The organism is Paeniglutamicibacter sp. NPDC012692, from assembly GCF_042901625.1.
In the GTDB taxonomy this organism is placed as follows: Bacteria; Actinomycetota; Actinomycetes; order Actinomycetales; family Micrococcaceae; genus Paeniglutamicibacter.
Genome location: NZ_JBIBDE010000001.1, coordinates 912,197 through 932,519, shown reverse-complemented (window position 1 = coordinate 932,519; position 20,323 = coordinate 912,197). Strand labels below are relative to the sequence as shown.

22 protein-coding genes, 3 tRNA genes and 1 riboswitch are annotated in these 20,323 nt (G+C 66.1%); of the genes, 20 read left to right on the top strand and 5 right to left on the bottom strand.

The features are described 5' to 3' along the window. Nucleotides 1-23 precede the first annotated feature (23 nt). From ACFY5D_RS04310 to ACFY5D_RS04300, 3 genes are all read right to left on the bottom strand, one after another. Nucleotides 24-95 (bottom strand) — tRNA-Val (locus ACFY5D_RS04310). 23 nt (nucleotides 96-118) lie between these two features. Further along, nucleotides 119-189 (bottom strand) — tRNA-Cys (locus ACFY5D_RS04305). 65 nt (nucleotides 190-254) lie between these two features. Next, nucleotides 255-327 (bottom strand) — tRNA-Gly (locus ACFY5D_RS04300). 208 nt (nucleotides 328-535) lie between these two features. Between ACFY5D_RS04300 and ACFY5D_RS04295 the strand changes: the two genes are divergently transcribed. From ACFY5D_RS04295 to ACFY5D_RS04230, 14 genes are all read left to right on the top strand, one after another. Beyond that, nucleotides 536-1,399, top strand: coding sequence for a cytochrome (locus ACFY5D_RS04295; protein ID WP_387525493.1), 864 nt, complete (start codon nucleotides 536-538; stop codon nucleotides 1,397-1,399). A 97-nt stretch (nucleotides 1,400-1,496) separates the two neighbouring features. Next, entirely contained in the window at nucleotides 1,497-2,072 is a 576-nt protein-coding gene (gene def, locus ACFY5D_RS04290; protein WP_387525491.1) for a peptide deformylase, read from the top strand. After that, complete coding sequence (gene fmt / locus ACFY5D_RS04285) at nucleotides 2,069-3,007, top strand: methionyl-tRNA formyltransferase (protein ID WP_387525488.1); 939 nt, start codon at nucleotides 2,069-2,071, stop codon at nucleotides 3,005-3,007. Before def ends, fmt begins: the two co-directional genes overlap by 4 nt. After that, nucleotides 3,004-4,557, top strand: a complete 1,554-nt coding sequence (locus tag ACFY5D_RS04280; RefSeq protein WP_387525485.1) for an RsmB/NOP family class I SAM-dependent RNA methyltransferase — start codon at nucleotides 3,004-3,006, stop codon at nucleotides 4,555-4,557. Before fmt ends, ACFY5D_RS04280 begins: the two co-directional genes overlap by 4 nt. 45 nt (nucleotides 4,558-4,602) lie before the next feature. Further along, nucleotides 4,603-5,274, top strand: coding sequence for a ribulose-phosphate 3-epimerase (rpe, locus tag ACFY5D_RS04275; protein WP_387525482.1), 672 nt, complete (start codon nucleotides 4,603-4,605; stop codon nucleotides 5,272-5,274). 20 nt (nucleotides 5,275-5,294) lie between these two features. Continuing rightward, nucleotides 5,295-5,443: riboswitch (FMN riboswitch) on the top strand. Nucleotides 5,444-5,593: 150 nt separating this feature from the next. Beyond that, nucleotides 5,594-6,295 carry a nicotinamide riboside transporter PnuC gene (gene pnuC, locus ACFY5D_RS04270; RefSeq protein ID WP_387525479.1) on the top strand — a complete coding sequence of 234 codons (702 nt, stop codon included), beginning with the start codon at nucleotides 5,594-5,596 and terminating at the stop codon, nucleotides 6,293-6,295. Next, on the top strand, nucleotides 6,295-7,359 hold the full coding sequence (gene ribD / locus ACFY5D_RS04265) for a bifunctional diaminohydroxyphosphoribosylaminopyrimidine deaminase/5-amino-6-(5-phosphoribosylamino)uracil reductase RibD (RefSeq protein ID WP_387525476.1): 1,065 nt from the start codon (nucleotides 6,295-6,297) through the stop codon (nucleotides 7,357-7,359). Before pnuC ends, ribD begins: the two co-directional genes overlap by 1 nt. Before the next feature lie 9 nt (nucleotides 7,360-7,368). After that, nucleotides 7,369-8,001 (top strand): riboflavin synthase, encoded by a 633-nt coding sequence (locus ACFY5D_RS04260; protein WP_387525473.1) that lies wholly within the window; start codon nucleotides 7,369-7,371, stop codon nucleotides 7,999-8,001. Continuing rightward, on the top strand, nucleotides 7,998-9,281 hold the full coding sequence (gene ribB, locus ACFY5D_RS04255) for a 3,4-dihydroxy-2-butanone-4-phosphate synthase (RefSeq protein ID WP_387525470.1): 1,284 nt from the start codon (nucleotides 7,998-8,000) through the stop codon (nucleotides 9,279-9,281). Before ACFY5D_RS04260 ends, ribB begins: the two co-directional genes overlap by 4 nt. Beyond that, the gene (ribH, locus tag ACFY5D_RS04250; protein ID WP_387525467.1) at nucleotides 9,278-9,760 is read left to right on the top strand and encodes a 6,7-dimethyl-8-ribityllumazine synthase; all 483 of its coding nucleotides are present in this window, start codon (nucleotides 9,278-9,280) and stop codon (nucleotides 9,758-9,760) included. Before ribB ends, ribH begins: the two co-directional genes overlap by 4 nt. Before the next feature lie 316 nt (nucleotides 9,761-10,076). Then, nucleotides 10,077-10,340: a phosphoribosyl-ATP diphosphatase gene (locus tag ACFY5D_RS04245; RefSeq protein ID WP_209997433.1), complete on the top strand. Its 264-nt coding sequence runs from the start codon at nucleotides 10,077-10,079 to the stop codon at nucleotides 10,338-10,340. Between the two features lie 112 nt (nucleotides 10,341-10,452). Then, nucleotides 10,453-11,301: an ATP phosphoribosyltransferase gene (hisG, locus tag ACFY5D_RS04240; protein WP_387525463.1), complete on the top strand. Its 849-nt coding sequence runs from the start codon at nucleotides 10,453-10,455 to the stop codon at nucleotides 11,299-11,301. A gap of 66 nt (nucleotides 11,302-11,367) precedes the next feature. Beyond that, the gene (gene hisF / locus ACFY5D_RS04235; protein WP_387525460.1) at nucleotides 11,368-12,138 is read left to right on the top strand and encodes an imidazole glycerol phosphate synthase subunit HisF; all 771 of its coding nucleotides are present in this window, start codon (nucleotides 11,368-11,370) and stop codon (nucleotides 12,136-12,138) included. Then, nucleotides 12,113-12,883 (top strand): GNAT family N-acetyltransferase, encoded by a 771-nt coding sequence (locus ACFY5D_RS04230; protein WP_387525457.1) that lies wholly within the window; start codon nucleotides 12,113-12,115, stop codon nucleotides 12,881-12,883. The genes hisF and ACFY5D_RS04230 overlap by 26 nt, the downstream gene beginning before the upstream one ends. A gap of 47 nt (nucleotides 12,884-12,930) precedes the next feature. On the opposite strand, the gene ACFY5D_RS04225 is transcribed toward ACFY5D_RS04230, so the two are convergent. Next, on the bottom strand, nucleotides 12,931-13,500 hold the full coding sequence (locus ACFY5D_RS04225; protein ID WP_387525454.1) for a TetR/AcrR family transcriptional regulator: 570 nt from the start codon (nucleotides 13,498-13,500) through the stop codon (nucleotides 12,931-12,933). A 205-nt stretch (nucleotides 13,501-13,705) separates the two neighbouring features. Between ACFY5D_RS04225 and ACFY5D_RS04220 the strand changes: the two genes are divergently transcribed. Beyond that, the gene (locus ACFY5D_RS04220; RefSeq protein WP_387525451.1) at nucleotides 13,706-15,718 is read left to right on the top strand and encodes an amidase; all 2,013 of its coding nucleotides are present in this window, start codon (nucleotides 13,706-13,708) and stop codon (nucleotides 15,716-15,718) included. Here the strand turns inward: ACFY5D_RS04220 and ACFY5D_RS04215 are convergent. Next, nucleotides 15,715-16,347: a TIGR03085 family metal-binding protein gene (locus ACFY5D_RS04215; protein WP_387525448.1), complete on the bottom strand. Its 633-nt coding sequence runs from the start codon at nucleotides 16,345-16,347 to the stop codon at nucleotides 15,715-15,717. The two genes, ACFY5D_RS04220 and ACFY5D_RS04215, sit on opposite strands and share 4 nt — an antisense overlap. A 144-nt stretch (nucleotides 16,348-16,491) precedes the next feature. Here ACFY5D_RS04215 and hisI point away from each other — a divergent pair, with 144 nt between their 5' ends. The 5 genes from hisI (at nucleotide 16,492) to trpC (ending at nucleotide 20,323) form a co-directional block, all read left to right on the top strand. Beyond that, nucleotides 16,492-16,893, top strand: a complete 402-nt coding sequence (gene hisI / locus ACFY5D_RS04210) for a phosphoribosyl-AMP cyclohydrolase (RefSeq protein ID WP_387525446.1) — start codon at nucleotides 16,492-16,494, stop codon at nucleotides 16,891-16,893. A 42-nt stretch (nucleotides 16,894-16,935) separates the two neighbouring features. Continuing rightward, nucleotides 16,936-18,495, top strand: coding sequence for an anthranilate synthase component I (locus ACFY5D_RS04205; RefSeq protein ID WP_387525443.1), 1,560 nt, complete (start codon nucleotides 16,936-16,938; stop codon nucleotides 18,493-18,495). Then, nucleotides 18,492-19,118 carry a Trp biosynthesis-associated membrane protein gene (locus ACFY5D_RS04200; RefSeq protein ID WP_387525440.1) on the top strand — a complete coding sequence of 209 codons (627 nt, stop codon included), beginning with the start codon at nucleotides 18,492-18,494 and terminating at the stop codon, nucleotides 19,116-19,118. The genes ACFY5D_RS04205 and ACFY5D_RS04200 overlap by 4 nt, the downstream gene beginning before the upstream one ends. A 117-nt stretch (nucleotides 19,119-19,235) precedes the next feature. Further along, complete coding sequence (locus tag ACFY5D_RS04195) at nucleotides 19,236-19,487, top strand: HGxxPAAW family protein (RefSeq protein WP_387525437.1); 252 nt, start codon at nucleotides 19,236-19,238, stop codon at nucleotides 19,485-19,487. Between the two features lie 2 nt (nucleotides 19,488-19,489). Next, a complete protein-coding gene (trpC, locus tag ACFY5D_RS04190; RefSeq protein WP_387525435.1) occupies nucleotides 19,490-20,323 on the top strand; it encodes an indole-3-glycerol phosphate synthase TrpC in 834 nt (277 codons plus the stop codon).

Below are 20,323 nucleotides of genomic sequence, written 5' to 3'. Positions count from 1 at the left end.
ACACATGATGTGTTGACTGTTCGTGGGCGATACTGGGTTCGAACCAGTGACCTCTTCCGTGTCAGGGAAGCGCGCTACCGCTGCGCCAATCGCCCATACTTCTTGCAATATTCCTACGAGGTGGGGACGGGATTCGAACCCGCGTAAACGGCTTTGCAGGCCGGTGCCTCGCCTCTCGGCCACCCCACCATGACCAACGAGTAGTGAACTACTTGTCGGCTGGATCGGTAAACCGATCCGGTGATTCTTATGCGAGTGGACAACGAGGTTCGAACTCGCGACCTCGACCTTGGCAAGGTCGCGCTCTACCAGCTGAGCTATGTCCACGTGTGAATCGCTTTCCGCCCGGTTCGTTTCCGTTCCGTTTGGCTGCGTTCCAACGAGTAAAAACTCTATACGACGTTTACCCAAAGTTCCAAATCGAGGGTTTCATACGACCGCAGAGGCAAATAATCCGCGTGATCTCGGGGTTTGCAACTCTCGGCAACGGGCCCCAAAACGGCAAATCGTCGTAAAAGCATGAAAAAATCTTTTTATGACATCTCCAGCGCTGGCGCAACAGACCGATTTCGGACGCATGTATGCCCGGAAAATCGGCGAACTTCCCGAGGTTCCATCCATCACCACGGTCATTGGCCAGGAAAAGATGGACATGGACGGATGGATCGGCCATATGGCCGCGACCGCGGTGATCCAGGACGAACGCCTCGGCGGTGCCGTGGGAAACAGCGCCAAGCTCAAGGCACTGGCCCGGCAAGCATCCACCGCCGCCGCGCAATACCGCGACGCTGCCGCCGCCCGCGGGGACCGCGTCCACCAATACTGCGAACAAATCGCGCTGCGCGCACTCGGCCGATCGCACCAGGCCGCCCAATCGCGCGAGGCCCTGGCCGAAAACGGCGAGGAAGCATTCGCCGGACGGTTCGATGAATGGTGGGACCAGTACCAGGTGCAGCCCCTTGCCGCAGAGGTCACCGTCTGGAACAGCACCATAGGCTACGCGGGCACCCTTGACCTGGTGGCAACCATCGGGGGTCGCCTGTGCCTGATCGACTACAAGACCCGCGGAACAGACCGGGAGGGCCGCGTGAAACCCTTGGATCCCAAGGTGATCATGCAACTGGCGGCCGGCGCCAAGGCGGAGGAAATGGTGGTCGACGCCGCCGCCGGCATCTGGGAAGCGTGGAAATACTCACAGGACCCCATGCTTCTGGGGGTGGCGATCGGAGAGACCGAGGTGCAAACCGTCATGGCCAATCCCGAGGTGCTTCCCGCCTATTGGTCGAAGTTTTGGTCGCTTCGACAGGTCTGGGGTGCGAGCCAGCGGGTGCGCGATGCCGGTTCGGCCCTGCATGTGGTGGGCCCTCCCGCAGCACCGGAGAACGAGTCCGCTCGGTAGACTTGATCGAAGGCGCAGCCACAAACTGAGTGTGGCGCGCCCCTTACATCCACAGCACATTGCCGGGACTCAGCCGGCGGAAGGGAGACGGATCCCCATGACCGTCTTAGGTATTCGCATCGTTGGCGACCCGATCCTGCGCACGCGGGCGGACGAGGTCACCGAATTCGGCCCCGTATTGCGCAAGCTGGTCGCGGACATGGACGAAACCATGGAAAACGTCGAAGGCGCAGGCCTTGCCGCGCCCCAGGTCGGCGTATCGCTGAGGGTATTCACCTACCAAATCGCCGGCCAGCGCGGACACATCATCAACCCGGTCCTCGAGCTCAGCGATGACGACCAGGAAGACGTGTCCGAAGGCTGCCTGTCGATCCCGGGCCTCGGCTACCCGGTGACCCGACGCCGCTGGACCCGTGCCACCGGCGTCGACGTGGACAACAACCCGGTTGTCGTCGAGGGCGAGGGATTCCTGGCCCGGTGCCTGCAGCACGAGACCGACCACCTCGACGGCATCCTTTACATCGACAGGCTCACGGGCGATCTGAAGAAGGAAGCCTTCCGCAAGCTGCGCAACACCAACTACAACAGCGTTGCCGCAACCACCGTCAACCAGCGCTCGGCGGCGCTGGGTTCGAGCTTCGGCGCCGGCGCCAGCTTTGGCGGCCAGGCATGAGGGTCCTCTTTGCCGGAACCCCGCAGGTGGCCGTCGAATCCCTGAACCGGCTGGTTGCCGACGGGTTCGACGTCGTGGCAGTGCTCACCCGCGAAGACGCCCCGGTGGGACGCAAGCGCGTGCTGACCCCGTCGCCCGTCGCTGCGCGCGCGGCCGAGCTCGGCATCGACATCATCCACGCCAACCGCATCGACGAGCAGACCCAGGAGCGCCTGGCCGCGCTGGACCTGGACATCGCGGCGATCGTCGCCTTCGGGGGACTGGTCCCCGAGAAGGCGCTGACGATTCCGCGCCTTGGCTGGATCAACCTGCACTTCTCGCTGCTGCCCGCATGGCGCGGCGCGGCCCCGGTCCAGCACTCGATCATGGCAGGCGACGACATCACCGGCGCGGTCACGTTCCAGCTCGAAAAGGGCCTGGACACCGGTCCCATCTTCGGCACGCTCACCGAAACCATCGACCCCGCGGACACCTCGGGGGAGCTGCTGGGCCGGTTGGCTGTCTCCGGAGCGGTACTGCTGTCGCAGACCCTTTCCGGCCTTGACGCCGGCAGGCTCGTGGGCGTCGAACAGCAGAGCGAAACCTCCTATGCGCACAAGCTCACGCTTGTCGACGGCAAGGTCGACTGGTCGCTTCCGGCGCTGGTCATTCGCCGGCGCATCAACGGAACCACCCCGGACCCGGGCGCTTGGACCGAGCTGGACGGCCAGCGCTTCAAGCTCGGAACGCTCACGCCCCAGACGGAAGTCACCGACCTGGCCCCGGGCGAGGTCCGCATCGAGCCGGGCAAGCAGCCGCGGGTCCTGGTGGGCACCGGGTCGCACGCAGTAGAACTTGGCCTGGTGCAACCACCGGGCAAGAAAATGATGAACGCAGCAGATTGGGCGCGAGGGATTCTCGCTTCCGGAACCGTGGATGAGGTGAAATTCGCATGAGCGAATTCGGACAGGGACGTTCCGACCGTCCGCGACGCAACGAAGGCAACCGCGGCGGAGGCCAGGTTCGTCGAGACGAGGCCGGCCGCACCCGCAACCGCGGAGGCAGCGGGCAGCGCCAGTTCAGCGCGTCCGCACCCTCGGCCCGCGGGCGCCGCGCCGATCCGGCACGCCTGACGGCCTTCGAGGTGCTGCGCGCCGTAGCCGAGCACGACGCCTACGCAAACCTGGTGTTGCCGACCCGCATCCGCGACCACCGCCTTGACCGCCGCGACGCGGGGTTCGCCACCGAACTGACCTACGGCGCCCTGCGCGGGCAGGGACTCTACGACGCGATCCTGTCCCGCTGCGTCGACCGCCCGCTGGACCAGCTGGACCCCGCGGTGCTTGACGCGCTGCGCCTGGGCGCCCACCAGCTGCTGGCCATGCGCGTTCCAAACCACGCCGCCCTCGACGAAACCGTCTCGCTGGCCCGCATGGTCATCGGCGCCGGTGCCTCGGGCCTGATCAACGCAGTGTTGCGCAAGGTGTCGCTGAAGGACCTGGACACCTGGAGCGCCGAGCTGGTCGAGGGCATCACCGACGAAAGCGCGGCCGCCGCACTGGTCCACTCGCACCCCGAATGGATCGTCCGCGCCCTGCGCCAGGCACTGGTCGCCCACGGCCGCGAGGCCAGCGAGATCAACGACCTGCTCGCCGCGGACAACCTTGCCCCCGTCGTGAACCTGGTGGCCCTTCCGGGCATCGGCTCGCTGGAGGAAGCGCTCGACAACGGCGCCGAGGTCGGCACGCTTGTCGCCGATTCCGCCTACTACCAGGGCGGGGACATCGCCCGGCTTTCCTCGGTCCGCGAAGGCAGCACCCGCGTGCAGGATGCCGGCTCCCAGCTGGTGGCCCGCGCCCTGGCCCAGGTGCCGCTGCCGGATGCCGGAGAGGATGCCTACTGGCTGGACCTGTGCGCCGGACCCGGCGGCAAGGCGGCGCTCCTGGCGGCCCTTGCGGCCGAACACGGTGCCCGCCTGACCGCCAACGAACCCGCCGAACACCGCGCGGAGCTCGTCAGCAAGGCCCTGGTGGCAGTGGACCCGGACACCTGGATGATCTCGGTGCGCGACGGCCGCGAATACGGCGAGGCCGAATACGCCGGCGGTTACGACCGGGTCATGGTCGACGCCCCGTGCTCGGGCCTTGGCGCGCTGCGCCGCCGCCCGGAATCCCGCTGGCGCAAGAGCCCGAAGGACGTCGCGGAACTGACGATCCTGCAGGGCGAGCTGCTCGACGCTGCGCTCAGCGCGGTCCGCGTCGGCGGCGTTGTCGCCTACGTGACGTGCTCTCCGCACCCGGCCGAAACCGTCGCGGTGATCGACGACGTGCTTTCGCGCCATGCGAACGTGAAGTTGCTGGACACCGGTGCCGCACTCGAGGCCGCCGCGCTTCCGGGCATGGCCTCGGCTTCCCGCAAGGTCGGCGATGGCAGCACCATCCAGCTGTGGCCGCACATCCACCGCACCGATGCCATGTTCATGGCATTGTTGACCCGTACTGCCTAGCCAGACGCACGCCCGTGTCCCGGGCCCCCTTCATCAGGAGCTTCAATGCGCACTTGCCAGATCAACCCGTCCATCCTCTCGGCCGACTTCACGAACCTCGAGCGTGAGTTGCACCGGATCCACACCGCGGATGCGGTGCACGTGGATGTCATGGATAACCATTTTGTGCCGAACCTGACCATCGGGCTTCCCGTGGTCCAGCGGCTCAATGAGGTCAGCGATCTGCCGTTGGACGTGCACCTGATGATCACCGACGTTGACCGGTGGGGCCCGGGCTACGCGGAGGCCGGCGCGGCCTCGGTGACCTTCCACGCGGAGGCCTCCGCGGCCCCGGTGAAGCTGGCTCGGGATCTGCGGGCAGCCGGTGCGCGGGCCTCGATGGCCCTGCGCCCCGCGACGCCCATCGAGCCGTACCTGGACATGCTTCCGGAACTGGACATGGTGCTGCTGATGACCGTGGAACCCGGATTCGGGGGACAGGCCTTCCTTGACCTGGTCCTGCCGAAGATCCGGCGCACCCGCAGGGCCATCGACGGAACCGGCCTGCCCATCGCCCTGCAGGTCGACGGAGGGGTGACCCGCGAAACCATTCTGCGTGCGGCTGAGGCCGGAGCCGACGTGTTTGTCGCGGGGTCGTCGGTCTACGGCACCGAGGACCCGGCCGTTGCCGTCGACACATTACGAAACCTCGCCGCCCAAACGCCTGTGTCCGTGTAATACTAAGAGCTACAACTACACAACGTGCTCCGGGGTCGGTGTAAGTCCGAACCGGCGGTTATAGTCCGCGACCCGCGCCAAGGAAGTTCCTCACGGAATTTCGGAGGCATGGTTGAACTGGTGAAATTCCAGTACCGACAGTTAAAGTCTGGATGGGAGAAGCACGTACACGCAACACCTAAACCCTCACGGGTTGTGCCAAGAAAAGACGGCGGATGTCTACGGACCACCGGCCCTCAAGTTCAGGCAATCACGTGCAGGATGGCAGTGAACCGTCGTATCGAAACCCCCGGAGCCGCCGCGGCTTGACAGGAGGACGATGGATTTTCTGCGGTGGCTCATTGAAGCTTTCAACTCTTACATCACGATTGGTAGCAGCGCACTGCTGGTACGCGAAGTCGTGGGCAACATCTTTGGCCTGGCCTCCGCCCTGGGCGGCATCCGCCGCAAGGTCTGGGCCTGGCCGGTAGGCATCATCGGCAACGCCTTGTTGCTGACCGTATTCCTCGGCAGCATCTTCGGCCACGATTCGACGGCAAACCTCTTGGGCCAGGCCGGACGCCAAATCATGTTCATCGCCGTGTCGATCTACGGCTGGTACCGCTGGAAGTCCAGCCGTGATTCGGGCCAAAGCGCCGTCACGCCGCGCTGGGCCAGCAAGAACGAGCGCATCGGCTTGGCCGCAATCCTGGTGGCCGGCACCGTTGCGCTGACACCGGTCTTCGGGGCCCTGGGCTCCTACGCCCCGGTTTGGGCGGACGCCTGGACCTTCGTCGGTTCACTGCTCGCCACCTATGGCATGGCCAAGGGGCTTGTCGAGTTCTGGCTCATCTGGGTGCTTGTCGACGTGGTCGGCGTGCCGCTGCTTTTCAGCGCCGGATACTACGCAAGTGCTTTCATGTACCTGTTCTACGGTTGCTTCACCCTCGTCGGCTTCTTTATCTGGTGGAGGGCCCAAAGCGGCTCGAAGCCGACCATTGAAACGAAGATGCCGGACCCCACGGTCAAGGCGGGCATCTGATGCCGGCGGATCGCCGGATCGCCGGAATGCGGGTTGCCCTGGAGCTGGCCAAACGCGGAGTCCGCGGGGCCAACCCGTTGGTGGGTGCGGTCGTCATTGATTCGTCGGGAAACATTCTCGCCACCGGTTACCACCGAGGTGCGGGCACGCCCCATGCGGAAGCCGACGCCCTCACCAGGCTTGGCCCCATCCCGGCCGAAGCTGCCCGCAAGGCAACCATGCTGGTGACCCTCGAGCCCTGCAACCACGTGGGACGCACCGGCCCCTGCGCGCAGGCGATCATCGATGCCGGCATCGGCAACGTCGTCTACGCGGCCAAGGACGAGGGTTCGGAGGCTGCCGGCGGAGCCGAGCGGCTGCGCGCCGCCGGGGTAAACGTCGAACAGGGCCTGCTCGAATCCGAGGCACTTGACCTGAACCACCGCTGGTTCCTCGCCCGTGCCGGACAACGTCCCTTCACGACCCTGCATCTGGCCCAGACGCTCGACGGACGGATTGCCGCCGCCGACGGAACCAGCCAATGGATCACCTCGCCGGCTTCCCTCCTGCATGCGCACCAGATCCGCTCGCGGGTGGACGCCATCGTGGTGGGCACCGGGACGGTGCTGGCGGACGACCCGAGACTCAATGCCCGTGACGAAGACGGCCAGCCGTTCGACCGCCAACCGCGTCGCATTGTGATGGGGAAGCGCGAGATACCGGAAGGCGCGGCCCTCGCCGCCGACGCGAACTGGGAACAGATCCGTTCACACGACCCGCGGACGGTGCTCGGGCGGCTGCACGAATCGGGGATCTCCCACGTCCTCATCGAGGGTGGGTCCTCGATCATCACGGCGTTCCTCGCCGAAGACCTGATCGACGAGATCTACCTCTACCAGGCGCCCATCTTCCTGGGCGCCGGACGACAAAGCATCGGGGACCTCGGGGTCGGCACGCTGGGCGAAGCCCGTGCCTTCCGTCTGGATCCCATCGACGGCGAATCGGTGCAAATCCTCGGCACCGACACCCTCACCCATCTGGAACCAATGCCGATCCGGCTGCCCGCGCGCAGCACCGCATCGTAAGGACAACAAATGTTTACAGGAATCATCAGCGGCATGGGCCGCGTCGAAGCGGTGAATGCCGAACCCGAATCCGACTCCGTGGTGTTGCGCATCAGCGCACCGAACCAGACCGAAAACCTCGGCCTGGGCGGATCGATTGCCATCAACGGCGTGTGCCTCACCGCAACCAGCATCGAGGGCGACTCGCTCTCGCTCGACGTCATGGGCGAAACCCTCAGGCACACCACCATCGGCGGACTCAAGGCGGGCGAGGCAATCAACCTCGAGCGTTGCGTGCAGGCCGGCGGTCGCCTAGACGGGCACGTCGTGCAGGGACACGTGGACGGCGTGGGCACGCTCCTGGAACACGAATCCCTCGGCGCCTGGGACCGGTTCCGGTTCGCCATCCCGTACCCGCTTGCCAGGTACGTGGCCAAGAAGGGTTCGATCGCCATCGACGGGATTTCCCTGACCGTCACCGAGGTCGCGGACGCCAGCGAAAAGGACCAGTGGTTCGAAGTGGGAATCATTCCCACCACGCTGCGTGAAACCACGCTCGGCCAGCGGGAACCCGGCGACAGCGTGAACCTCGAGGTGGACGTGATGGCCAAGTACGCCGAACGTCTCGCCTCCTTCAACCCAGCCGAAGGAGCAACAGCATGAGCACCGAAACAATCCGCCTGGATTCCATAGCCTCGGCGATCAGTGCCATGGCCGCCGGCAAGGCAGTGGTTGTCGTGGACGACGCCGACCGCGAAAACGAAGGCGACATCATTTTCGCCGCGGAATTCGCCACGCCTGAACTCATGGGCTGGACCATCCGGCATTCCTCGGGCGTGGTCTGCACCCCGATGAACGGCGACCGGGCCGACGCGCTTGGCCTGCCGCCCATGGTGGAGAACAACCAGGACGCCAAGGGCACCGCCTACACGGTTTCCTGCGATGCGGCCCACGGTGTCAGCACCGGCATCAGCGCCGCGGACAGGGCCCTGACCTCGCGCATCCTGGCCGACCCGGCCTCCGGGCCCGATCTCATCACCCGTCCGGGGCATATCTTCCCGCTGCGCGCGGTGGACGGCGGCGTCCTGGTTCGCCGCGGCCACACCGAGGCCAGCGTCGACCTGTGCGTGGCCGCGGGCCTGGAACCGGTGGGCGTCATCGCCGAGCTGGTCCACGACGACGGATCCATGATGCGCCTTCCCGCGTTGCGTGAATTTGCGGACCTGTGGAACATCCCGCTGGTGAGCATCGAAGACCTGGCCGCGTGGCGCGCCAGCTGCGATGCCGAACCTGTCATCGGCACCAAAGCCGCGGCCGTGCAGTCGGGTCCCGAGGTCAAGGTTCCCACCCCGCAGGGCGAATTCATGGTGCGGGCCTGGCTCGAGCGCGCCACGGGCGTGGAACACCTGACCCTGAGCGCCCCGGGGCCGGACGGCACGATGCCGTCCGAGCCGCTGGTGCGGGTGCATTCCGAGTGCCTGACGGGCGACGTTTTCGGCTCCTACCGCTGCGACTGCGGCGAGCAACTGGCAGCCGGTCTGCAGGCCATCAACGAATTCGGCGGGGTGCTGATCTACCTTCGCGGACACGAGGGGCGCGGCATCGGACTGGCCAACAAGATCCGCGCCTACGCCCTGCAGGACGGGGGAGCGAACACCGTCGCGGCCAACGAGCAATTGGGGCTGCCGGTCGACGCCCGCAACTACGATGCCGCCGCGGCCATCCTTGACGCGCTGGGCATCCATAGCGTCCGGCTCATCACCAACAACCCGCTCAAGGAGCAGTGGTTGAAGGAGGCCGGAATCGACGTGACCGAGCGGGTTCCCACACGTGTGGCTGCACGGCCGGAAAACCTCGAATACCTACGCACCAAACAGGAATTGCTGCACCACTCGTTGCAGCTGCCAAGCACAGTAACCACCAAAACAGGAGCTGAATCATGAGCGGACACGGAGCACCAGTCATCGGAGCCGACGAGCTAGTCGCGGCAGGCAAAGCGGGCATGCGCGCGGTCATCGTGGCCGCCAGCTGGCACACCCAGATCATGGACGGGCTCATCGATGGCGCCAAGCGCGCCGCCGCCGATGCCGGGATCCAGACGCCGGACATCGTGCGGGTTCCGGGGACCTTCGAGCTTCCCGTGGCGGCCGCCCGCCTGGCGCCGGACTACGACACGGTGATTGCCTTGGGCGTTGTCATCCGTGGCGGAACCCCGCACTTCGACTACGTGTGCCAGGGTGCAACGCTGGGCCTCACCGATGTTTCGGTGCGAACCGGTGTTCCGGTTGGCTTCGGCGTATTGACCTGTGACAACGAAGAACAGGCGATTGCCCGCGCGGGGCTGGAAGGCTCCGTCGAGGACAAGGGCTATGAGGCCATGAGCGCCGGACTGCAGACCGCAGTGGCGCTGCTCCGCCGCTAATACCCATGTTGCGTGGGTCGCGGTCTTACTCTCCGGACATCGGTATCGGAAGGCAAACCGCGGCCCACACGCAGTGCCCCATCGGTCTGGAACCGGCCGCCGGTGGCTGGTGGCATTCCGGGCCTCATCGAATCTAGGCTTCATTATTTGGAACGTGCGAAATCACATGCAGGCGCGCGCGGAAAACGGATTGACCGGTTGAATATTTGAGCCCGGAATGTCATCCTCGCGTCATGTTCGCACTTGAGCGCGAGTCCTTCGTCACATTGCGCCAGTGGTTGTGAGTGGGCTGGACAGGCCGGGCTACGCTGGTTACGTGAAAACTTTTGACACCCTCTTCGCCGAGCTTTCCGAGAAAGCCAAGGCCCGCCCCGAAGGTTCGCGTACCATCGCCGAACTGGACTCGGGCGTCCATGGCATCGGAAAGAAGGTCGTTGAGGAAGCCGCCGAAGTGTGGATGGCTGCCGAATACGAAAGCAATGAAGCGGCCGCCGAAGAAATCTCCCAGCTGCTCTACCACCTCCAGGTGATGATGCTGGCCAAGGGCCTGACTTTGCAGGACGTTTACAAGCATCTCTAGCCGCCGCTTTCGGGGCAGATTTGCGTAAGACCCTCGAGCCGCGGTGGCCAACAAGCAAAAATTTGTTGTCCTGATGCCGTAAAAACCCAAAGCCAGAAACGAGAAACACCTCATGTTGCGTGTAGCACTTCCCAATAAGGGAGCCCTTTCAGAAATCGCTTCAACCATGTTGCTGGAGGCTGGCTACGTCCAGCGCCGCGACAACCGCGAACTGGTCATGGTTGACCCGGAAAACGAGGTCGAGTTCTTCTACCTCCGTCCCCGCGACATCGCCGTGTACGTCGGCGGCGGAATCCTTGACGTCGGAATCACCGGCCGCGACCTGTACCTGGACGCCGATGTCAACGACCACGTGGACGAGGTCCTGCCGCTGGGCATCGGTGCCTCCACCTTCCGCTTCGCCGGACCCGTGGGAACCTTCACCTCGCAGGACGAACTATCGGGCAAGCGCATTGCCACGAGCTACGACACCCTGCTGCGCAGCTACCTGGCCGACAGCGGCATCGACGCCTCGGTGGTCCGCCTTGACGGTGCCGTGGAATCCTCGGTGCGCCTCGGCGTCGCCGACGCCATCGCCGACGTCGTGGAAACCGGAAACACGCTCAAGGCCGCAGGCATGGAGATCTTCGGGGACCCGATCCTGAAGTCCGAGGCCGTGCTGATCGGTCGCACCGGCCGCAACCCCGCCGGCCTCGACGTGCTCAAGCGCCGCCTGACCGGCGTGCTGGTTGCCCGACGTTACGTCATGCTCGACTACGACGTGCGCCGCGACCAGGCCGACGAAGCCTGCCGCCTGACTCCCGGACTCGAATCCCCGACGGTTTCCCCGTTGCAGGATTCTGACTGGGTCGCAGTGCGTGCCATGGTCAAGAAGAACCAGACGAACAACATCATGGATGAGCTCTACGACCTGGGCGCCCGCGCGATCCTGGTCAGCCAGATCCACGCCTGCCGCATCTAGCTCCGGCTTTTGCGTAGTCCCCTCAAAGAACACCACCTTCATAACTTTTCTAGGAGTTGATCCTTTATGAGCGTTGCGATCCGTGTGATCCCGTGCCTCGACGTGGATAACGGCAGAGTCGTCAAGGGAGTGAACTTTGAGGGGCTGCGCGATGCCGGCGACCCCGTGGAACTGGCCAAGCGCTACAACGCCGCCGGTGCCGACGAAATCACGTTCCTTGACGTGACGGCGTCCTCGGGCAACCGCGAAACCACCTACGACGTTGTCGCCAAGACGGCAGAGGAGATCTTCATTCCCCTCACCGTCGGCGGCGGCGTGCGTGCCGTCGAGGACGTCGACCGCCTGCTGCGTGCGGGTGCCGACAAGGCCTCGATCAACACCGCCGCGGTTGACCGCCCCGAAGTCATCAACGAAATCACCCAGCGCTTTGGATCCCAGGTGCTGGTGCTGTCGCTCGACGCCCGCCGCACCAGCGATCCAAACGTTGCCTCGGGCTTCGAGGTCACCACCCACGGCGGACGCACCGGCACCGGCCGCTGCGCCGTGGCCTGGGCCAAGGAAGCCGCCGAGCGCGGCGTGGGCGAGATCCTGCTGAACTCCATCGATGCCGACGGCACCAAGGACGGCTTCGACCTTGAAATGATCCGCGCCGTGCGTGCGGCGGTCACCGTGCCGCTGATCGCCTCCGGCGGTGCCGGTGGACCGGAGCACTTCCCGCCGGCAATCGCCGCCGGCGCCGACGCGGTGCTGGCCGCATCCATCTTCCACTTTGGCCCGGATGACATGATCAAGCAGGTCAAGGATGCCATTCGTGAAGCAGGATTCCCGGTCCGCTAAACCTGCGTTCCTGGACGAGGTCATGTCCAGGGGTTGGCGGGCGCTCGAGGAGGAAGCCGTTGACGGCTGGGTCTGCCGGTTTTCCGGCGGGGTCACCAAGCGCGCGAACTCGGTGCTGCCACTGGGGGAGCCCGCGGACTTTGCCGCAACCCTCTCCGTGATCGAACAGCGCTATGCGGTTCGCGGGTTGCCTGCCGTCTTCCAGATCAGCCCCGATTCGATGCCCGCCGATGTGGATCGGCGGTTGGCCGAACGCGGCTACCAGCTCGATTCGCCGACGCTCGTTCAGTACGTTGCCCTTACGGGGGACGGCAACGATGGCGACAGCGTCGCTGATCCGCGCATCGAATTGTCCGATGAACCGAGCGACGCCTGGCTCGAAACCCTGTGGGGCGTCGAAGGGCCGCATGCGCCGGAGGCCCAGGAACTGAGCCGTCGAATTCTGGCCGAAACACCATCCGTTTATGCATCCCTGGTCCTCGACGGCCGGGTCGAAGCAACCGCCCGGCTTGCCTTGGTCGGGAACCTGGGCGGGGTCTACGCCGTGGCCACGAAGGCCGAATCGCGCTCCCGCGGCCACGGCCGTGCCGTCGTCCAGGCGTTGCTCGCCGAAGCATCGAACCGGGATCTCGAGGGTCTCTGGCTGCAGGTCGTCGAGGCCAACCAGATTGCCCGCAGGCTCTACGAGTCGCTGGGCTTCGAAACCGTCTCGCGCTACCACTACCGCGTCACGCCCCGGAGCTGACAAGGCGCAACCGGACGCGAACACATGAAGGTCCGGCTTCTTTCCCGCTAGCCTTTGGCCGGCAGAACCGACTCCAGCCCGCGTTCCAGCGCCGCTCGTGCCGCGGCGGTGTCCAATTGGTTGGACAGCCAGCGGCTGGAAAGACCTTCAACCAGGGACGTCAGCAAAAGGGCCGCTTCCTGGCATTGCTCGATCCCTGCCCCGGTGTGCCCGCTGACCAGCTTTGCGACGTGCGACTGCCATGCGGACGTGGATGCTGCCAAGTGCTCGGCAAGCGGCGGCTCGAAGACCGCGATCGCCTTGATTTCGTTCCAGACAATCGATTTCGCGCGGACCGACTCGTCGTCCTGGATCTCGGCCAAGAGCAACTCACGCAGCAATTCGTAGGGCTCGCTGCCGCCCGCCGCCGGTTCCTCGCGCTGAGCGACCGAGTCCATATTGACGTATTCAAGCGTCGCGGCCAGCAGGCCGTCCCTGTCGGTGAAGTGGTAGTAGACAAGTCCCGTGGAGATTCCTGCCTGCTTGCAGACGTCTTGCACGCGCATGCCGCGGACTCCGTCGCGGGCAATGCAGATGCTGCATGCCTCAAGGATTCGCTTTCGGGTGTCGTTGGCCATGCCCGGAACCGTGCCTTTCAATTGCTGGAACCGCAAGGAATTTTCCGCTTGGCGGCCTTGCGTACTTCCATGTACCGTGGGCCACACGCTATCTTTAACTGAACATCCAGTCAATTTCTGTTTGCTCCTCACGATCGAGGCTTTCGCACCCCAAGCGGTCGAAGCCCGGTGGTGAAGGAACGAGATCCGTGAGGGGAATCCACCAATGGGCCAGCCATTCAGCATCCATGAAGCTTCCATCGACGACGTCCTGCATGCGCTCGACGCGGGCACCGTCACCGCCGTCGAGCTGGTTGCCGCCCACCTGGCCCGGGTGGGGCGCTTCGACCGATCCTCGGTGCGCCTCAACGCCATGTGCGTGCTGAATCCCCGCGCCTTTGCCGAGGCCGCCGAATCCGACCGCCGTCGCCGCTCGGGACAGGCGGGCGCCCTTGAAGGGGTGCCCTTCACCGTCAAGGACAGCTACATGGTCGCCGGGCTCACCGTGGCCGCGGGATCTCCTGCCTTCAAGGACCTGGTCGCCCAGGACGACGCCTTCACCGTGGCGCGGATCCGCGAGGCCGGGGGAGTGCTGGTCGGCAAGACCAACATGCCGCCCATGGCCGACGGCGGTATGCAGCGCGGCGTCTACGGCCGGGCCGAAAGCCCCTACAACACCAACTACCTGGCGGCGGCCTATGCCTCGGGCTCGTCCAACGGCTCGGCGGTGGCAACCGCGGCCAGCATGGGAGTGTTCGGCATGGGGGAGGAGACCGTGTCTTCGGGTCGCAGCCCGGCCTCCAACAACGGTCTGTGCGCCTACACCCCCTCGCGCGGCGTCATTTCGATCCGCGGCAACTGGCCGTTGTTCCCCACCAGGGACGTGGTGGTGCCCCACACCCGGTCAATGAACGACATGTTCCGCCTGCTGGACGTGATCGTGGCCGACGACGAAAACACCACCGGTGATTTCTGGCGCGACCAGACTGCCGTCGCGCTGCCGTTGGCCTCGGATGTCCGCCCCGGGAGCTATTCGGAACTGGCCGACCCGGACGCCCTGAGGGGCAAGCGACTGGGGGTTCCGCGCATGTACCTCGGCAAGGACGCCGATTTCCCGCTCGCGGTGCGCGACTCGATCCTGGAACTCTGGGACGCAGCGCGCGCCCGGCTCGAGGGGCTTGGCGCCACCGTTGTCGAGGTCGACCTGCCGATGATCGAAAAATACGAGGGCAACACCCCGGGCGGCGAACAGCTTGCTGCGCTCGGGATCCTGCCCGAGGGCTGGATGGACATCGAGTTCAACGAGATCCTCACCCACGGCTGGGACACCTTCCTGCGGGCCAACAACGACCCCGCGCTGAACCGCCTGGCCGACGTCGACCACACCCAAATCTTCCCGGCCCCCGCCGGATCGCTGCCCGACCGCTACGAGGAAGTCGAAGACTACGAGAACCGCTACCGCGACGTGGTGAAGATGGCTGCCGCCGGATTGCCGCCGGTTCATTCACTGCCGGGCTTCGCCGAGGGGCTTCGGTCGCTCGAGACGCTGCGCAAGGAGCTCTTCGAGGACTGGCTGGAGGAACACGGCCTTGACGCGATCGTCTTCCCGGCCAATGCCGACGTTGCGGCCCAGGACTCGGACATCAACACGGAATCCGCTGACCACGCCTGGGAAAACGGGGTGTTCTTCTCCAACGGAAACTACGCGCTGCGCCACTTCGGCATTCCGAGCATCACCGTGGCAATGGGCGTCATGCAAGACATCGGCATGCCCGTGGGGCTGACGCTTGCCGGCGCCGCCTATAGGGACAACGAGTTGCTGTCCTGCGGCCATGCCTTCGAAGCCGCGGGTTCGCTGCGCCAGGCCCCGGTCCTGACGCCGCCGATGCCGAGCGACGGTGTCTGCGGCGCGGGGCGCGCATCCACCCAGGGGGACCCGGAACCGCTGGAAATCACCGTCGGGGCGGAGTTCGACCCGGCGATCCGGCACGAGGACTCGAGGCTGCTGCGCATCGCGGGAACCGTCGCTGCTCCGGAAGGATCATCGATCCGCCTCACCGTCAACGGCGAAGCGGCCGTCGCCGTCCGGGACGGAAACACCTGGCGTGCCGAGCACGTGCTGGGTGCCGCCGTCGAGCCGGGGGCGGTTGGCTGGAATCCCGTGGCAAGCGACGCGCTGGTGGTCGTCCACGTGGTGTCGCCGACGGGTCTGGCCGCCGGGGCCTTCGCGGAAATCTAGCGTTGGGCGTTGAATAGTTCGAGGGCCTCGTCGGCGCCCTCGAACGTCACGAGCGCCTCTTCGCGCCGTCCCGAGGCATGGAGCAGCAATTCCTCGGGGCGGCCCATGATGGCCACCGAGGTCTTGGCCTTGCGGGCCACATGGCGCCGTCCGTCGGGACGCACCAGGATGATGCCCACCTCGCTGCCCCGGTAATACAGGGAGGCGCGGCGGACCAGGTCCTTCCACAGGAGTTCGGCGTACTGCTCGTCGAGCACGCGCGGCGCCCAGCGGTCGGTGGCGCGGCGGACGTCCTCTGTGTGGATGAAGAACTCGCTCAGGTTTGCCGAGCGGTCGAACGCCGTCAGGGCGAATGGCGAATACTTGGGCACGCCGGCCACGAACTCGTGGACCAGCTCCGTGTAGGCGGTGTTGTCACGGGCCTGGTCGGCCTTGGCCCTGAGCTCGCGCTCCATGACGGAGGCCAGCGGCTTGAGGACAATCCCGGCGGAGAGCAACGAGTGTTCGCGCAGCACCAGATGTGCGGCAAGGTGGCGGGTCTGCCAACCGGCACACAATGTCGGGGCCGTCGGCCCTGCTGCCAGCAGGACTTCGGCCAGTACTTCGCGGGAGGCTGGGACAAATTGCATCACTACGAAACTAACACGTCCGGCGCCGCTTGTGGCCGTATGAAGCACCACGCGACTTACGGGTTTCGGCGAAACATTGCGCGCGTGCCGCGCGGGTGAATCCCGTTCGGCCAATTGCGCTTCGGTGGCACTAGACTGGAAGTGATGTCGCAGAACCCAGCCTTCGCAACCCCCGTCTCCGTTGACGGCAAATTGTCCGCCGAAATCTCCGCGGCCCTGAAAAAGGACGACTCCGGATTGGTCGCGGCCATCATCCAGCAGCATGGCACCCACGAGGTGCTCATGCTCGGGTGGATGGACGAGGAAGCCCTCCGCCGCACCCTCACCACCGGGAGGGTGACCTTCTGGTCGCGTTCCCGCAAGGAATACTGGCGCAAGGGCGACACCTCCGGGCATTCCCAGCTGGTGCGTTCCGTCGCCCTGGATTGCGACGGCGACGCCCTGTTGGTGGTGGTCGACCAGATCGGTGCGGCCTGCCATACCGGAACCCACACCTGCTTCGACGGGCGCGAGATCCCGGCCGTCGTCGGCCGCCGCGTTTCCTGACCCGTCACCACCATCCGTCCACGCAAGGATAACTAGCCACTCATGCAAGCTCTCGGTGCGCTCTCACCCACCCGCGAGCAGTTCCGCGCCCTCGCCGCGGACCGCCGCGTCATTCCCGTGACCATGCGGGTGCTGGCCGACTCGCTGACACCCATCTCCATCTACCGCCGGCTCGCAGGAGGACGCCCCGGCACCTTCCTGATGGAATCCGCCGCGGCCGGGGGAGTCTGGAGCCGCTACTCGTTCATCGGCACCAACTCGCCGGCAACGCTGACCACCCGCGACGGCAAGGCCCACTGGCTGGGCACGCCGCCTGCTGGCATGCCCACCGAAGGCAACCCGGTAGAGGTGCTGCGCGACACCGTGCGCGCGCTGCGCACCGAGCCGCTGCACGGTCTGCCGCCGCTGACCAGCGGCATGGTCGGCTTCATCGGCTGGGAGGCCGTGCGCCACTGGGAGAAGCTGCCCAACCCGCCGGCCGACGACCTGCACCTGCCCGAGCTGGCCATGAACCTGGTCGGCGACATGGCCGTGCACGACAACACCGACGGCACGCTGACGCTGATCGCCAACGCCATCAACTTCAACGGCACCGACGACGGCGTCGACGGGGCCTACGACCACGCGGTGGACCGCGTGCGCACCATGCTTGCGGCCCTCGGCGAGGCGACCGAAACCCCGGTCTCGATGCTCTCCGGCACCGACGTCCCGGCAGAAGAGCTGATGAACGCCGTCACCCACTCCTGGGACGAGGACTCCTACCGCCAGGCCGTCCTGCGCGGCAAGGAAGCCATCGTCGACGGCGAGGTGTTCCAGGTGGTGGTCTCGCGCCGCTTCGAGCTCGAGTCCCACGCGGACCCGCTGGACGTCTACCGCATCCTGCGCGCCACGAACCCCAGCCCGTACATGTACCTCTTCAGCCTCGAGGACTCCCACGGCAAGGCCTACTCGATCGTTGGTTCCTCCCCGGAGGCGCTGGTCACCGTCAACGACGATCACGTGGTCACGCACCCGATCGCCGGCTCACGCCCGCGCGGCGCCACCTACGAGGACGACCAGCAGCACGAGAAGAACCTGCTGGCCGACGAGAAGGAACGCGCCGAGCACCTGATGCTCGTCGACCTCTCGCGCAACGACCTCTCGAAGGTCTGCATTCCGGGCTCGGTGGAGGTCACCCAGTTCATGGAGGTCGAGCGCTTCAGCCACATCATGCACCTGGTCTCCAACGTGGTCGGGAAGCTTTCCCCGGGCACCGACGGCTACGACGTGCTGGCCGCGACGTTCCCGGCAGGCACGCTCTCCGGCGCGCCCAAGCCGCGCGCCCTGCGCCTGCTGGACGAGCTGGAGCCGTACCGCCGCGGCATCTACGGCGGCGTCGTGGGCTACCTGGACTTCGCCGGGGACATGGACATGGCCATCGCCATCCGTTCCGCACTGCTCAAGGGCAACCGCGCCTACGTGCAGGCCGGCGGCGGCATCGTGAACGACTCGGACCTCGACGCCGAGGCCCTCGAGACCGTCAACAAGTCGGCCGCTCCGCTGCGCGCCGTCTGGGCCGCGGGCACCATGGCGCCCGCCGGCCAGGAAATTTTGGGGTCATGACCAACACCGAAAACAACACCAAGGGCGCCGCCAAAACCCCGCGCTGGGGCACCAAGCGCGTCGTCATGCTGCTGGGCCTGGTCGGGGCCGTGCTGGCGCTGGCCACCAGCACGCGCATCTGGATCACCGTCCAGCCCGAGGTCGGCTCCGTGAAGATCCCGCTGATCGAGGTCGCGGGCTCCGACGCCTCGGCGGCCGTCGCCGCGCTCGCGGTGGTGGCCCTGGCGGGTTCGCTGGCGGCGCTGATCGCCGGCAAGGTCGCCCGCTACATCATCGCCGCCATCATGCTCCTGGCCGGTGGCGGCATCGTCGCCTCCGCCATCGCGGTGCTCGCCAACCCGGTCGCGGCCGCCGCCACCAAGGTCGGCGAGGCCACCGGGCTGAACACCGCCGGCGGGGACTACCAGGTCTCCTTCTGGCCCTACGCGGCGGCGCTGGCCGGCGTGGTGCTGGTGCTCAACGCGCTGGTCCTGGCGATCGCCGGACACACCTGGGCGGGCAGCAAGAAGTACGCCCGCGACAACGCCGCGGCCGCCCGGCGTGCGGATCAGGAGAACTCCACGGGCCCGATCGATGAGATCGACGGCTGGGACTCGCTCTCCCGCGGGGACGATCCCACCTGAGGAACGCGCGCGGGCGGGCAACATGGCACGCCACCGCGTTAAAGAATGGCAGAATAGACAGAAGTTAATCGTCGGGAAAATTCCCGATTGGCACGAGGTGACGAGGAGTATCCCACCATGGCTAACAGCAACACCCAGATCGACCCGATGCACGCCGAAGAAATCGGCCACGGCAACTCAATTGCGGCTTGGACCCTGGTCGGCATCTCAATGATCGGTGTCATCATCGGCGGCATCGCCTTCGCCGGCCACAACCCCACCATGGTCTACGCGGGTCTCGGCGTTGTCGTCGTCGGCCTGATCGCCGGCTGGGTCATGAAGAAGGCCGGTTTCGGCGTGGGCGGCGCCCGGTCGGGTTCCTCGCACTAGTCGTGAGCGTACTTACGGATATCATTGCGGGCGTTCGGATCGATCTGGACGCCCGCCGTTCCATATGCGGCCAGGCCCAGATCGAGGCCGACGCGGCAAACGCCGCCCCGGCGCTCGACGCCTTCGCCGCCCTCGGCGGCGCTTCCAACCAGTCCGACCGTGACGCCGTGTTACGCGTGATCTCCGAGGTCAAGCGCAAGTCCCCGTCCAAGGGCGCACTTGCCGACATCCCGGAACCCGCCGAACTCGCAGCGGCCTACGTCGCGGGAGGCGCCTCGGTCATCTCGGTGCTCACCGAGGAGCGCCGCTTCGGCGGATCGTTGGCCGACTTCGACGCCGTGCGCGCCGCCGTCGACATCCCGCTGCTGCGCAAGGACTTCACGGTCGACGCCTACCAGATCTACGAGGCCCGCGCCCACGGCGCAGACCTCATCCTCCTGATCGTCGCGGCCCTGGACGATGCGCAGATGCGCGAGTTCCTCGACCTGACCCACGCGCTGGGCATGAACGCCCTGGTGGAGACCCACACCGAGGAGGAAATCGCCCGCGCCGTCGCGCTCGGGGCGAAGATCATCGGCGTGAACGTGCGCAACCTCAAGACCCTGGAGGTGGATCCCGCAAACTTCGCGAAGCTCGCGGGGCTGATTCCGGCCGAGGCCGTCATCATCGCCGAATCCGGCGTCAGCTCGGTCGCCGAGGTGCGCGAATACGCCTCGCACGGCGCGGACGCCATCCTGGTCGGAGAGGCGCTGGTCAAGGACAACGACCCGAGCGCCGCCATCAAGCAGTTCATGAGCGCGGGAACGGCCGCGAAGCCGGCACGCCCCGGCGCCTAA

Coding starts and splice junctions, on each gene's coding strand:
- hisI (WP_387525446.1), top strand. CDS start 16,492: ATGTCGCAGAACCCAGCCTTCGCAACCCCCGTCTCCGTTGACGGCAAA.
- pnuC (WP_387525479.1), top strand. CDS start 5,594: ATGGATTTTCTGCGGTGGCTCATTGAAGCTTTCAACTCTTACATCACG.
- ribD (WP_387525476.1), top strand. CDS start 6,295: ATGCCGGCGGATCGCCGGATCGCCGGAATGCGGGTTGCCCTGGAGCTG.
- ACFY5D_RS04205 (WP_387525443.1), top strand. CDS start 16,936: ATGCAAGCTCTCGGTGCGCTCTCACCCACCCGCGAGCAGTTCCGCGCC.
- ACFY5D_RS04220 (WP_387525451.1), top strand. CDS start 13,706: ATGGGCCAGCCATTCAGCATCCATGAAGCTTCCATCGACGACGTCCTG.
- ribB (WP_387525470.1), top strand. CDS start 7,998: ATGAGCACCGAAACAATCCGCCTGGATTCCATAGCCTCGGCGATCAGT.
- ACFY5D_RS04200 (WP_387525440.1), top strand. CDS start 18,492: ATGACCAACACCGAAAACAACACCAAGGGCGCCGCCAAAACCCCGCGC.
- fmt (WP_387525488.1), top strand. CDS start 2,069: ATGAGGGTCCTCTTTGCCGGAACCCCGCAGGTGGCCGTCGAATCCCTG.
- ACFY5D_RS04260 (WP_387525473.1), top strand. CDS start 7,369: ATGTTTACAGGAATCATCAGCGGCATGGGCCGCGTCGAAGCGGTGAAT.
- hisG (WP_387525463.1), top strand. CDS start 10,453: ATGTTGCGTGTAGCACTTCCCAATAAGGGAGCCCTTTCAGAAATCGCT.
- ACFY5D_RS04195 (WP_387525437.1), top strand. CDS start 19,236: ATGGCTAACAGCAACACCCAGATCGACCCGATGCACGCCGAAGAAATC.
- ribH (WP_387525467.1), top strand. CDS start 9,278: ATGAGCGGACACGGAGCACCAGTCATCGGAGCCGACGAGCTAGTCGCG.
- ACFY5D_RS04280 (WP_387525485.1), top strand. CDS start 3,004: ATGAGCGAATTCGGACAGGGACGTTCCGACCGTCCGCGACGCAACGAA.
- hisF (WP_387525460.1), top strand. CDS start 11,368: ATGAGCGTTGCGATCCGTGTGATCCCGTGCCTCGACGTGGATAACGGC.
- rpe (WP_387525482.1), top strand. CDS start 4,603: ATGCGCACTTGCCAGATCAACCCGTCCATCCTCTCGGCCGACTTCACG.
- ACFY5D_RS04225 (WP_387525454.1), bottom strand. CDS start 13,500: ATGGCCAACGACACCCGAAAGCGAATCCTTGAGGCATGCAGCATCTGC.
- ACFY5D_RS04295 (WP_387525493.1), top strand. CDS start 536: ATGACATCTCCAGCGCTGGCGCAACAGACCGATTTCGGACGCATGTAT.
- ACFY5D_RS04215 (WP_387525448.1), bottom strand. CDS start 16,347: ATGCAATTTGTCCCAGCCTCCCGCGAAGTACTGGCCGAAGTCCTGCTG.
- def (WP_387525491.1), top strand. CDS start 1,497: ATGACCGTCTTAGGTATTCGCATCGTTGGCGACCCGATCCTGCGCACG.